Annotated in this window: 12 protein-coding genes and 1 pseudogene; 12 read left to right on the top strand and 1 reads right to left on the bottom strand. The window is 45.0% G+C overall.

From position 1 onward, the window contains the following. The first annotated feature begins 146 nt into the window (after nt 1-146). The 5 genes from WMO28_RS06795 (at nt 147) to WMO28_RS06815 (ending at nt 5,380) form a co-directional block, all read left to right on the top strand. Complete coding sequence (locus WMO28_RS06795) at nt 147-1,508, top strand: radical SAM/SPASM domain-containing protein (RefSeq protein ID WP_349056477.1); 1,362 nt, start codon at nt 147-149, stop codon at nt 1,506-1,508. Nucleotides 1,509-1,599: 91 nt separating this feature from the next. Next, nucleotides 1,600-2,256, top strand: a complete 657-nt coding sequence (locus WMO28_RS06800) for a TVP38/TMEM64 family protein (protein ID WP_349056478.1) — start codon at nt 1,600-1,602, stop codon at nt 2,254-2,256. A gap of 78 nt (nt 2,257-2,334) precedes the next feature. Beyond that, the gene (locus tag WMO28_RS06805; RefSeq protein ID WP_349056479.1) at nt 2,335-3,621 is read left to right on the top strand and encodes a chloride channel protein; all 1,287 of its coding nucleotides are present in this window, start codon (nt 2,335-2,337) and stop codon (nt 3,619-3,621) included. Between the two features lie 149 nt (nt 3,622-3,770). Continuing rightward, on the top strand, nt 3,771-3,974 hold the full coding sequence (locus WMO28_RS06810; RefSeq protein ID WP_296048727.1) for a hypothetical protein: 204 nt from the start codon (nt 3,771-3,773) through the stop codon (nt 3,972-3,974). Between the two features lie 167 nt (nt 3,975-4,141). After that, nucleotides 4,142-5,380 (top strand): AGE family epimerase/isomerase, encoded by a 1,239-nt coding sequence (locus WMO28_RS06815; RefSeq protein WP_349056480.1) that lies wholly within the window; start codon nt 4,142-4,144, stop codon nt 5,378-5,380. 215 nt (nt 5,381-5,595) lie between these two features. Here the strand turns inward: WMO28_RS06815 and WMO28_RS06820 are convergent, their stop codons facing one another. After that, nucleotides 5,596-7,347 carry an Rqc2 family fibronectin-binding protein gene (locus tag WMO28_RS06820; protein WP_349056481.1) on the bottom strand — a complete coding sequence of 584 codons (1,752 nt, stop codon included), beginning with the start codon at nt 7,345-7,347 and terminating at the stop codon, nt 5,596-5,598. Between the two features lie 151 nt (nt 7,348-7,498). On the opposite strand from WMO28_RS06820, the gene WMO28_RS06825 reads away from it, so the two are divergent. The 7 genes and pseudogenes from WMO28_RS06825 to WMO28_RS06855 all read left to right on the top strand — a co-directional run bounded on the left by WMO28_RS06825 (nt 7,499) and on the right by WMO28_RS06855 (nt 12,139). Beyond that, entirely contained in the window at nt 7,499-8,377 is an 879-nt protein-coding gene (locus tag WMO28_RS06825; RefSeq protein WP_349056483.1) for a YicC/YloC family endoribonuclease, read from the top strand. A gap of 41 nt (nt 8,378-8,418) precedes the next feature. Then, entirely contained in the window at nt 8,419-8,694 is a 276-nt protein-coding gene (locus tag WMO28_RS06830; RefSeq protein WP_349056484.1) for a DUF370 domain-containing protein, read from the top strand. Beyond that, on the top strand, nt 8,687-9,307 hold the full coding sequence (gene gmk / locus WMO28_RS06835; RefSeq protein WP_349056485.1) for a guanylate kinase: 621 nt from the start codon (nt 8,687-8,689) through the stop codon (nt 9,305-9,307). The genes WMO28_RS06830 and gmk overlap by 8 nt, the downstream gene beginning before the upstream one ends. A gap of 54 nt (nt 9,308-9,361) precedes the next feature. Beyond that, nucleotides 9,362-9,616 (top strand): annotated as a pseudogene (gene rpoZ, locus WMO28_RS06840) (DNA-directed RNA polymerase subunit omega); the annotation flags it as partial. Between the two features lie 90 nt (nt 9,617-9,706). Continuing rightward, complete coding sequence (gene rimO, locus WMO28_RS06845) at nt 9,707-11,044, top strand: 30S ribosomal protein S12 methylthiotransferase RimO (RefSeq protein ID WP_349056488.1); 1,338 nt, start codon at nt 9,707-9,709, stop codon at nt 11,042-11,044. Next, on the top strand, nt 11,028-11,567 hold the full coding sequence (gene pgsA, locus WMO28_RS06850; protein ID WP_349056489.1) for a CDP-diacylglycerol--glycerol-3-phosphate 3-phosphatidyltransferase: 540 nt from the start codon (nt 11,028-11,030) through the stop codon (nt 11,565-11,567). Before rimO ends, pgsA begins: the two co-directional genes overlap by 17 nt. 26 nt (nt 11,568-11,593) lie before the next feature. Then, on the top strand, nt 11,594-12,139 hold the full coding sequence (locus tag WMO28_RS06855) for a CinA family protein (RefSeq protein WP_349056490.1): 546 nt from the start codon (nt 11,594-11,596) through the stop codon (nt 12,137-12,139). Nucleotides 12,140-12,302 lie beyond the last annotated feature (163 nt).

Consider the following 12,302-nt stretch of genomic DNA (forward strand, 5'->3'; position numbering starts at 1 on the left):
TCAAATGGAAAAAACGTACAGTAACACCATGAGTCAGGCAAAGACAGTAAGAAAGCTTTGTTACTCGAAATGCAGTGTGACGGAATGAAGATGTCCGTTTAGCTGGATTGCATATCTACATTGAGAGAAATAAGGAGAGAGACAGTATGAGCGCAATGAACACACTTAAGAAATTCGGACTGGAACAGGCATTCAACTATGTTTATAAAGATCCGGATAAGAATTTTATCAAGATCATGGACTGGGCAGATAAATTTTCCGGTGGTGGATTCCCTACACAAAGAGCAATGATCCGCGAAGCCATTTCTGATCCAGAACATCCATATTATCCGTTTATTCATAGATTGGTAACTGACATTGATCCGCATGTTATGAAAACTCTGGCTGCAAATTTCTTTATCAATGCGAATCTTGCAGGCTGGAAGAAACAGGATGAATGCCGTGAGAAATATGGCTGTAATATCCCGTGGGCAATCCTTCTTGATCCAACAAGTGCATGTAATCTGCACTGTACAGGATGCTGGGCAGCAGAGTATGGAAACAAGCTGAACCTCACCTACGATGAGATCGACGACATCATCCGCCAGGGTAAGGAGCTTGGCGTTTATATGTATATTTACACAGGCGGAGAGCCACTTGTAAGAAAAAAAGATCTGATCCGTCTTTGCGAGAAACATAATGACTGTATTTTCCTTTCCTTCACAAATGCAACATTGATCGATGAGGATTTTGCAAATGATATGCTTCGGGTAGGAAACTTTGTTCCTGCAATTTCACTGGAAGGATTTGAGACTGCAACAGATGGCAGAAGAGGAAATGGTGTATACCAGAAGGTTATCAAAGCCATCAATCTTCTCAGAGAGAAGAAGCTTGTATTTGGTATCTCCGCATGTTATACAAGCGCAAATTTCGAGTCCATCACATCAGAGGCATTTTACGACAGCCTGATTGATCTTGGAGCATATTTTATCTGGTATTTCCATTATATGCCGGTTGGAAATGATGCTGCACCGGAGCTGCTCCCTACACCTGAACAGAGAAGAGAAACCTATGAGCGCATCCGTAAATACCGTGCAACAAAGCCGTTATTTGCCATGGATTTCCAGAATGATGCAGAGTTTGTGGGAGGATGCATTGCCGGTGGACGCCGCTATCTTCATATCAATGCAAATGGTGATATCGATCCATGTGTATTTATCCATTATTCTGACTCCAACATCCGTGAGAAAACACTTCTGGAAGCACTGCAGTCTCCGATGATGATGGCATATCATGACGGACAGCCGTTTAATGACAATATGTACCGCCCATGCCCGATGCTTGAAAATCCGCAGAAGCTGAGAGAAATGGTAGAGAAATCCGGAGCACATTCCACAGATCTTCAGTCACCGGAGAGTGCAGAGCATCTCTGCGCGAAATGTGATCGGTATGCTGAAAACTGGAAGCCGGTAGCAGAGGAAATGTGGAAGGAAGACCAGGAGAGAAAGGCAGCGAAGAAAGGCTGCTGATCCTGAAACTTAAAAAAGCAGAACTTATGAAAGAGCACGGTACCGGAAACAGGTGCCGGTGCTCTTTTTTTGAAAACGGAGTGATCAAACCATGAAAAAAATGATTGATAACATCAGAAAATATCTGCCGGTGGTGTTCATTCTTGTGCTGCTTCTTTTCTGCATCCGTTATAAGAAAGATCTGTCTGTGGAAAAGATCCTGCGCTATACTCCGAAGGAACCTGTTAAGGCAGCATTACTTATGCTTGTGTTTTACGCCGTGAAAAGTGTCTCTTTTGTATTCCCTATTGCAGTTCTGCAACTGGCTGTAGGACATCTGTTTTCTACAGGAACTGCACTTCTGGTGAACTTTCTGGGAAGAGCAGTTACACTGGCACTTCCTTACTGGATGGGACGTTTTTCCGGCTCTGCCAAGGTAGAGAATATTACTTCCAAATATCCGAAGCTGAAAACAGTGGTGGATTACCAGAACGGAAATCCTCTGTATATCTCTTATTTTATGAGAACGTTGAATTTTTTGCCCGGGGATGCAGTGAGCCTGTTTCTGGGTGCGGTAAAGATCCCATTTGGAGTATATATGTTGGGTGGAATGCTGGGAACACTTCCGGGAGTTATCCTTGCCACGATATTTGGAGCAAATATCAAGAATCCCGGATCACCGGCATTTTGGCTTTCTGCGGTGCTTCTTGTGATGGTCAGTGTATTTTCGATCCTGATACACAGGCATATTTCCCGGAAGAAAAAATGACAGTGATTTCTTTTACTTCTTTTACTGAGAATAAAAATGTAGTATAATGCAGTCAGTAAAGAAAAGAAGGGAAAGAACATGGGGATAGATCATAACAAAAGATTAAAGGAGCATTTATATTATTACAGTGCAAGAATCAGCCGGGATATATCAAATCTGATCAAGTGGCTGGTTCTTGCTGTTGTTACAGGATGTATCGTAGGGGCAGCCAGTACACTGTTTTCTTTTACACTGAAGACAGTAACTGGTTACCGGAAGGTTCATGAATGGATTTTTCTTTTACTGCCGTTATCCGGACTTATTATTGTATTTCTGTATGAGAAGCTTGGAAAAGAGGATGGAGGGACCAATCAGGTTCTTTCTACTGTGCGTTCCAGAGACGACGTGCCGATCCTTTCTGCACCACTGATCTTTATCACAACGGCACTGACTCATCTTACCGGTGGTTCCGCAGGACGTGAGGGGGCCGCGATCCAGCTTGGAGGAAGTATTGCCAATCAGCTTGGAAGGTGGATCCATCTGGACGAGGAGGACCGACATGTAATTGTCATGTGTGGCATGAGCGCGGCGTTTTCAGCGTTGTTTGGAACACCGATGGCAGCGGCAGTTTTTGCGCTGGAGGTGGTCAGCGTGGGTGTGATGTATTATGCGGCACTGATGCCATGTATGATCGCATCGCTGGTTGCCTCCGGATTTGCAGCAGGAATGGGTATTACACCGGAGAGCTTTCACGTGACGGATATTCCTGCACTTACTATAGAAAGTGGACTAAAAATGGGCGTTGTGGCACTTGGATGCGCAGTTGTCAGTATTGTATTCTGTATTGCACTAAATGGAGCTGCAGGCTTGTATGCCAAATGGTTTAAAAATAAATATGTTCGCGTGGTGGCTGGAGCATGTCTGGTCATTGCGGTCACCTTTATGCTTAGAACAAATGAATATATGGGAGCAGGTGCAGAGCTTATCGAGAAAGCGGTGGAAAACGGACAGGCAGATACTTTTGCTTTTTTCTGGAAAATGGTGCTTACTGCACTGACTATGCGTGCAGGATTCCGTGGGGGAGAGATCGTACCTTCTTTCTGCATCGGAGCCACCTTTGGCTGTGTGATGGGTAATCTTATGGGAATTTCTCCGTCAATCTGTGCAGCCTGTGGAATGGCAGCAGTTTTCTGCGGTGTAACCAACTGTCCGATCACTTCGATCCTGATTGCTTTTGAAATGTTTGGATTTAAAGGGGTATCTTTCTATCTGATCGCAGTATCTATCAGCTATGCTGCATCGGGATATTATGGCCTTTATAAGGATCAGACCATTGTGTACTCCAAATATAAAGCAAAATATGTGAACCGGCACACCAGGTTCTGATATAGGGCGAAATTTGAAGGGTGTGTGTATACAGGTGTAATATCTTATGGAAAACCGCATGGAAATGGCAGGAAAATAATCTGGACATTCACAGAAATCTGATGTAATATATTAAACGTTAGTATTTACAGAAAGGCAGATTTTGAGGTATGGAAGAGAAGATTCTTGATTTTATCATGGAGTATGCACAGGAGAATGAGGGAGTTCCGTTTCAGGTGATCGAGGAGAATTTTAATATCGTTATGGATGACAAGCTGAAAGATATCATCAGTGATGCGATCTGGGACAGAGATAATGTTTCTGACGTGATCATGGAAAATGACCGTTATGTGATCACCTGTTTTGAAGATTAATACAGGGATGTCTGTGACCGTTACGGTAATGGAATTAAGAAATCTGATATGAGGAGAATGCATATAAGGCATTCTCCTTTTTTCATCAATCTGTTAAAAAAATCCAAAAGAATTGAAGTTCCCCAAAAAGAATGATATCCTAAAGAAAAACAGATGGGGTGGTTGAAATGAACAGCAAATATGAGATCAACACAAAAGAAAACCGGGAGTTCCTGAAAGCATCCTGTGAGGATCTTTTGAATTTTGGACATCGGTTTCCTTCACCGAATGGAGGTTCCTATTATCTGGGGGATGACGGAACACCATGGAAGGACAGAAACCGGGAAACCTGGATCACCTGCCGCATGGCACATGTATACAGTCTGGGGCTGATGCTTGGACATGAAGGAAGCGGAGAACTTGTGGATGCGGCGCTGAAAGGCCTTAGGGGAGAGCTTCACGATGAAAAAAACGGCGGCTGGTATGCAGGTGTGACACAGGAGGGTGGCATTGTTCCCAATAAACAGTGTTATGCACATGCCTTTGTGATCCTGGCTGCATCTTCCGCACTGACAGCCGGAAGACCTGGGGCGAAAGAGCTCCTTGAAGAGGCATTGGCTGTTTATGACCGACATTTCTGGAATGAAGAGGAAGGGCTGGCCTGTGATACCTGGAATACGGAATTTACTGTGCTGGATGATTACCGTGGATTAAATGCCAATATGCATACGGTAGAAGCTTTTCTGGCAGCAGGAGATGTCACCGGAGATAAAAAATATCACATTCGTGCAGGCAGGATCATTGATCATGTGATCCAGTGGGCGGAAGATAACTCCTGGAGGATCCCGGAACATTTTACGAAAGAATGGGTGGCAGATCTTGACTGTAACCGTGACCGTCCGGATGATCCGTTTAAGCCATACGGTGCAACACCGGGACATGGAATCGAGTGGGCAAGACTGATCACACAGTGGGCGCTTGCAAACTGTGGGGAAGAGAAAGAAAAACTGGAAAAATATCTCCAGGCAGCAGAGAAACTTTACACAACAGCAATAAAAGATGGCTGGAATGCAGATGGTGCACCGGGAATTGTATACACGACAGACTGGAATGGCAAACCGGTGGTACATGACCGTATGCACTGGACTCTTGCGGAAGCGATCAATACCTCCGCAGTTCTTTACCATGTGACCGGTAAGGATAAATATGCGAAAGATTATGCTGAGTTTATGAAGTACCTGGATGAAGTGGTCTTGGATCATGAAAAAGGTTCCTGGTTCCATCAGCTGGATGAAAAGAATCATCTGAAAGGAACAGTATGGCCGGGGAAATCCGATCTGTATCATGCACTGCAGTCAACACTGATCCCGTATCATAAGGCAGATATGTCTATTGCTCCGGCAGTGAAGAAAAATCTGGAAATATAACTGAATAACTATAAGGCAGATATTCGGTTATAAATAAGCAGTGAATGTAGATTAAGAATATCTGTTTTGTTAACTGTTTACAAAATAAAAACCTTCCTGTATCTGAAGAGCTTTCTCATAACAGATAATTACAGATTAAAGAAATATATCTGCATTATCTTGGAGATGCATCAGACACAGGAAGGTTTTTTAAGACATAAAAGCATTAACTTTTTTTACTCCGTAACCTCCTTCAGATCTGAAATATCCGGAGAAGCCATAAGAGAATAGTTGGTATAATAAACGACGAAACCAGGTTTGGCACCGGCAGGTTTTTTTACATGCTTTTTCTGGATGTAGTCGATTTCTACCTTGGGGGCAGAATGACCTTTGGAGTACCAGGCTGCCAGACGCCCTGCCTCCTCAAAGGTACGGTCCGGAAGCTCACCGTCTTTGGTGCGGACGATCACATGGGAGCCGGCCATCTTTTTGGCATGGAACCACCAGTCATTTCCGGTTGCGAATTTGAACGTAAGTTCATCATTCTGGAAATTGTTTTTTCCCACATAGATATCAAAACCATCGCTGGATATGTAGTGCAGAGGCTTTGATTTTGGCTGGGCTTTCTGGCCTTTTTTATTGGTGTAATGGCGTTTGATGTAGCCATACTCGGTGAGCTCTTCCTTGATCTGGGAAAGATCACTCTCGGATCTTGCAATATCCAGGGCATTGGAAATGGATTCCAGATGGGAGATCTCGCTTTCGGTATCTGCGATCTGTTCAGTGACCGCTTCCTCCGTACGTTTCAGTTTTCCGTATTTGTCAAAATATTTCTTGGAATTCTGTGCAGGCGTGAGGGTAGGATCAAGTGGAACCGTGATCTCCTCATTTGTATAATAATTCAGTGCCTTAAAGGATTTGCAGCCTTCCTCAAGACCATATCCGTAGGTGTTGATCAGTTCGCCATAGACCTTGAACTTGTCTTTTTTTGCAGTGTCACTGAGCTGTTTCTTCTGGATGTTATATTTTTTGCGGTTACGTTCCAGAGCAGTCTGTACTACACGCCGGAGATCCGCAGATTTCTGATGAATCCTTGTGAGGAGACTCTTGGTTGCATAGTAAGTCTCCAGCATGGTGGAAACGCTGTCAAAGATCTCACTGTGATATTCGCTGCCAAACTGCTGATAAGGAAAGACACCATATTCTACAGGTTCTTCTCCCCGGTAAACGATATTTGGAGTAAAGTCTCTGTTCTCGACCTGTTCCATCAGTCTGAGGAAGGTATGGTACAGATGCATGCAGGCTGTATCGTCCAGAGACTGTGCCGCATCACTTCCGTCAATGGATGCACGGTAACAGATCTCCTCAGCCATTACAGGGCTGATACCTGTAAGGGAAGTATAAAGCGCCTTGGAAATATTCATAGGCTTTTTACAGATGTGTTCGATAAATCCTTCTTCGGAAACAGTAAGGGGATTTTCTTTATCCCGGGTATTGGGGATGAAATATTCTCTTCCCGGAAGAACCTCACGCACAGAACTCATATGAGAAGAGACATGCTTGATGCTGTCCAGGATCATGCCTTTCTCATCGCAGAAGATGATATTGCTGTGCTTGCCCATCAATTCCATGATCAGACGTTTTCTGCAGGGGTCGCCCAGCTCATTGAGATGTTCCAGCTCAAATTCCACGACTCGTTCCATGCCAGGCTGTTTCACATCCAGGATCCGGGCACTTCCGATGTGCTTACGCAGAAGCATACAGAAATTAGGGGCTGTTAAGGGACTGATGCGGTTTTTATCTGTAAAATAGATCAGAGGAAGAGAAGCACTGGCGCTTAAAAGAAGTCTGCGCTGTCCGTTTGTGCCTTTTCCGGTGATCAGAAGTTCGTCGTTCTCCGGCTGGGCGATCTTGTTGATACGTCCGCCTTTTAAATTATCATCAATCTCTGCTACAAGAGCAGCGACTGTAATTCCGTCAAATGCCATGATTTTTACCTCCATTTCAACATTCATCATTATAACAGCAAAAAAAGAGTTTGACTAGGGTTTTGGAATGAACTATAATAAATCCGTATGCAAACATTGGCTGTAGATTATATGCAGCTGATAAACTTAAGAGGCAGTACTGGAGGATAACATGATAAAAAGTATGACCGGCTTCGGCAGAGCAGAAGCAGTTTCCAAAGAGCATAAGGTTTCTGTTGAGCTGAAATCCGTCAATCACAGATATCTGGATCTGAATATCAAGATGCCCAAGAGACTGAGCTATTTTGAGGGAGAGATCCGAAATGTGATGAAGACGTATATCCGCCGCGGTAAGGTAGATGTATTCATTACTTACGAAGATTATACAATGGGCGGAATGGCTCTGAAATATAATGCAGAGCTTGCCAGAGAATATCTGGGATACCTGAATCAGATGAGTGAGGAACTGGGAATCGAGAATGATATCCGTACTTCCACACTTTCCAGATATCCGGATGTATTTACTATGGAGGAGCAGGCACCGGATGAGGAAGAACTCTGGAGCTTTCTGGAGGGACCGCTTCACGAGGCATGCCGCAGATTCGTAGAGACCCGTGAGCGGGAGGGCGCGAATCTGAAGAGAGATCTTCTTGAGAAGCTGGATGGTCTTGAGGCGAAAGTCGATGTTGTGGAGAAACGTTCTCCTGAAGTCGTGAAGGCTTACAGAGAGAAGCTGGAGGCCAAGATGCACGAGCTTCTGGAGGATACCCAGATTGATGATTCAAGAATTGCCGCAGAGGTGATACTTTTTTCAGATAAGATCTGCAACGATGAGGAAACGGTACGTCTTCGAAGTCACATTCACGGAATGCGAAAGATTCTGGAGGAGAATGAGGGCGTAGGACGTAAGCTGGATTTTATGGCGCAGGAAATGAACCGTGAAGCGAACACGATCCTGTCAAAATCCAACGACCTGACTGTATCCAATGCGGCGATCGATCTGAAAACAGAGATCGAGAAGATCCGGGAGCAGATCCAGAATATTGAGTAATGATCCGGAGATAAATATACTGGCAGAAAAGGAGGGCGGAAATGGCGAAGCTTATTAATGTAGGATTTGGAAACGCTGTCAATTCAGGTAAGATCGTGGCAGTGGTAAGTCCGGATGCTGCTCCTGTGAAGCGTATGATACAGAGTGTTAAGGGAACACGTACACTTATTGATGCAACGCAGGGAAGAAAAACAAAAGCAGTGATCGTTACTTCAGATGATCATCTTGTCCTTTCCGCACTGCAGCCGGAAACGATCGCGAAGAGATTTGCGGAGGCATATCCCGGAGAGGAAGACAGGGAGGATGGAAATGAGTAAGGGAATTTTAGTTGTTGTTTCGGGCTTTTCCGGCGCAGGAAAAGGCACGGTTATGAAACGGCTGATGGAGAAATATGACAATTATGCATTATCCGTTTCTGTTACGACCAGAAATCCGAGACCAGGCGAAGAGGACGGGAAGGATTACTTTTTCCGCACAAAAGAAGAATTTGAGCAGCTGATCCGGGAGGACGGACTGATTGAGTATGCACAGTACGTGGAAAATTATTATGGTACTCCCCGCAAATATGTAGAAGAGCAGCTGGCAGCAGGCAAGGATGTGATCCTTGAAATTGAGATTCAGGGTGCCATGAAAATCCGTGAGAAATTCCCGGATACACTGCTTGTATTTGTATGTCCGCCATCTATGGATGAGCTTAAGAGACGTCTTGTAGGCCGCGGAACCGAAACAGAAGAGGTGATCAATGGCCGTCTTAAGAGAGCTGTTGAGGAATCCAAAGGTATGGAAAAATATGACTATCTTCTGATCAATGACGATCTGGAGGAATGTGTCGATACACTTCATGAGACGATCCGGTGTGAGCGTATGCGCGCATCCAGAAATCATGATTTTGTATCTGAGATTCAGAAAGAAGCAGAAGCTTTTTTATAAAAACTATTTAATAAGTTAAATACGGCCCTGCCGTTACAGAAGGGAGAAAAATATATGATACATCCATCTTATTCAGAATTAATTGAGGCTATCAACACAAACAACGAGGACGACGATGAGGCTCTCGTGCTGAACAGCCGTTATTCTCTTGTACTTGCAGCAAGCAAGCGTGCACGTCAGCTGATCGCAGGAGCAGAGCCGCTGGTACCGGGCGCAGCAGGCAAGAAGCCACTTTCCGTTGCAATTGATGAGCTCTATAAGGGTAAGGTTAAGATCCTTCCGGGTCAGGAAGAAGAGGAAGAGATCGAAGCTCTGGAAGCGGAGAAAGAAGCTCTTGAGGCAGCAGAGGGCGCTGAGACTGAGACAGCAGAAGCAGCTCAGCCGGAAGCGGAGTAATCTATGAAGATATTATTCATCTCTCTTGGCTGTGATAAGAACTTGGCAGATTCTGAGGAGATGCTGGGACTTCTTACAGCCAGAGGACATGAGATCGTAGATGATGAGACACTGGCAGATGCCATTGTGATCAATACCTGCTGTTTTATCAAGGATGCCAAGGAAGAGAGTGTGGAGACCATTCTTGAGATGGCAGAGTATAAGAAATCAGGAAGCTGTCACGCACTGGTCGTGACAGGCTGTATGGCGCAGCGTTACCAGAAAGAGATTATCGAAGAAGTTCCGGAGGTAGATGCTGTTCTCGGAACCACCTCCTATGGAGACATCGTAAAAGCTCTGGAGGAAGCTGTGGCAGGCAATCATTTCGAAGAATTCCGTGATATCGATTATCTTCCTGACACAGGAAGCAAACGTGTTCTTACAACAGGAGGACATTTCGGATACCTGAAGATCGCAGAAGGCTGTGATAAGCACTGCACCTACTGTATCATCCCGAAGCTTCGCGGAAAATTCCGCAGCGTTCCTATGGAGCGTCTGATCTCTCAGGCAGAGGATATGGCAGAGCAGGGTGTGAAAGAGCTGATCCTGGTAGCACAGGAAACAACCGTATATGGCAAAGATCTCTATGGCAAAAAATCTCTTCACATTCTCCTTAAGAAACTCTGTGAGATCAAAGGAATCCGCTGGATCCGTGTTCTCTACTGTTATCCGGAGGAGATCTACGATGAGCTGATCGAGACGATCCGCGATGAGAAAAAGATCTGCCATTATCTGGACATTCCGATCCAGCATGCGTCTGACCGTATTCTTAAGAGAATGGGACGCCGCACATCTAAACAGGAACTGATCGATATCGTCGGTAAACTCCGCAAAGAGATTCCGGATATCGTTCTCCGTACAACTCTGATCACAGGTTTCCCGGGAGAGACAGAGGAAGACCATGAAGAGCTGAAAGAATTTGTGGACGAGATGGAATTTGATCGGCTTGGGGTTTTCACCTATTCTCCGGAGGAGAATACTCCGGCAGCAGAGATGGCAGACCAGGTTCCTGAGGAAGTGAAGGAAGAGCGCAGAGATGAGCTGATGGAGCTTCAGCAGGAGATTTCCTACGATAAGGGACAGGACCGCATCGGACAGGAGCTTCTTGTGATGATCGAAGGAAAGGTTGCTGACGAAAGTGCATACATCGGACGTACCTATGGGGATGCGCCGAAGGTTGACGGATACATTTTTGTGCAGACTGGTGAGCTGCTTATGACAGGTGATTTTGCAAAGGTACGTGTGACGGGCGCGCTGGAGTATGATTTGATAGGAGTGCTGAGCGATGAATACACCGAATAAACTGACAGTTGCAAGAATGATACTTGTACCGTTTCTTGTAGTTTTTATGCTGACAGGCTGGGGCGGAGATGCCAACCGCTGGATCTGTCTTGCAATTTTTATCGTGGCAAGTGTAACAGACTGGTTTGACGGTCACCTTGCCAGAAAATATAACCTGATAACAAACTTTGGAAAATTTATGGACCCTCTGGCAGATAAGCTTCTTGTATGTTCTGCCATGATCTGTATGATCGAGACCGGCAAGCTTCCGGCCTGGGTTGTGATCATCATTATCGGACGTGAGTTTATCATCAGTGGTTTCCGTCTGATTGCAGCCGAGAACGGAATCGTCATTGCCGCAAACTACTGGGGAAAATTCAAAACCGTTTCCCAGATGATCATGATCATACTTCTGATGCTGGATTTTGGAGGTATTTTTACAGTGCTGACACAGATCTTCATCTGGCTGTCTGTTGCACTGACCATTATTTCTCTGCTGACTTACATTATGCAGAACCGTAAAGTACTTTCCATGCAGGAATAGGAATCAGAACGAAGAAGGGAGTTTCTATGACGAAAAAGCAGATACCTGCCAAAGCTTCGAAGAAAGCTCTGGCAAAAGATAAAAACGGAACTCTGGAGGAGACTGTTGTAACGCTCCTGAAAAAAAAGAAACTTCAGCTGTCTCTGGCGGAATCTCTTACAGGCGGTATGATCGCCCAGAGAATTGTCAATGTAGCCGGTGCTTCGGAAGTGTTTGGCTACGGCTTTGTTACCTACAGCAATAAAGCCAAGCATAAATGTCTGGGCGTTAAGAAGTCCACACTGAAAGAACAGGGTGCGGTTTCTGCCAAATGTGCAAAACAGATGGCAAAGGGAGCCTGCAAGGCATCCGGAGCTGACATCAGCGTTTCTGTAACAGGACTTGCAGGGCCAGGCGGCGGAACAGAGGAGACACCGGTTGGAACAGTATTTATGGGATGCTGTTATCAGGGAAAAACCATTGCAAAGGAGTTTCATTTTACCGGAGACCGCCTTCAGATCCGGGAGCAGACTGCAGAACATGCGCTGATGCTGCTTCGCGACTGCATGGTCAAAGGAATTCCCAGTAAATAAAATATATATTTCTGGATTATAATATTCCGGGAAACACATATTTAAATAAGAGACTGACTTTTGAATTGTCTGATTTTTTATGGGCTTTATCAAAAGTTAGTCTCTTTTTATTTTTACCTGACAAACATATACCCCTATAGGTATAATGAGGCCATAGGAGGCG

Source organism: Blautia aquisgranensis (assembly GCF_040096615.1).
GTDB classification, from domain to species: domain Bacteria; phylum Bacillota; class Clostridia; order Lachnospirales; family Lachnospiraceae; genus Blautia_A; species Blautia_A aquisgranensis.

Coding starts and splice junctions, on each gene's coding strand:
- WMO28_RS06855 (WP_349056490.1), top strand. CDS start 11,594: ATGACGAAAAAGCAGATACCTGCCAAAGCTTCGAAGAAAGCTCTGGCA.
- WMO28_RS06795 (WP_349056477.1), top strand. CDS start 147: ATGAGCGCAATGAACACACTTAAGAAATTCGGACTGGAACAGGCATTC.
- WMO28_RS06815 (WP_349056480.1), top strand. CDS start 4,142: ATGAACAGCAAATATGAGATCAACACAAAAGAAAACCGGGAGTTCCTG.
- WMO28_RS06800 (WP_349056478.1), top strand. CDS start 1,600: ATGAAAAAAATGATTGATAACATCAGAAAATATCTGCCGGTGGTGTTC.
- WMO28_RS06805 (WP_349056479.1), top strand. CDS start 2,335: ATGGGGATAGATCATAACAAAAGATTAAAGGAGCATTTATATTATTAC.
- rimO (WP_349056488.1), top strand. CDS start 9,707: ATGAAGATATTATTCATCTCTCTTGGCTGTGATAAGAACTTGGCAGAT.
- pgsA (WP_349056489.1), top strand. CDS start 11,028: ATGAATACACCGAATAAACTGACAGTTGCAAGAATGATACTTGTACCG.
- gmk (WP_349056485.1), top strand. CDS start 8,687: ATGAGTAAGGGAATTTTAGTTGTTGTTTCGGGCTTTTCCGGCGCAGGA.
- WMO28_RS06830 (WP_349056484.1), top strand. CDS start 8,419: ATGGCGAAGCTTATTAATGTAGGATTTGGAAACGCTGTCAATTCAGGT.
- WMO28_RS06820 (WP_349056481.1), bottom strand. CDS start 7,347: ATGGCATTTGACGGAATTACAGTCGCTGCTCTTGTAGCAGAGATTGAT.
- WMO28_RS06810 (WP_296048727.1), top strand. CDS start 3,771: ATGGAAGAGAAGATTCTTGATTTTATCATGGAGTATGCACAGGAGAAT.
- WMO28_RS06825 (WP_349056483.1), top strand. CDS start 7,499: ATGATAAAAAGTATGACCGGCTTCGGCAGAGCAGAAGCAGTTTCCAAA.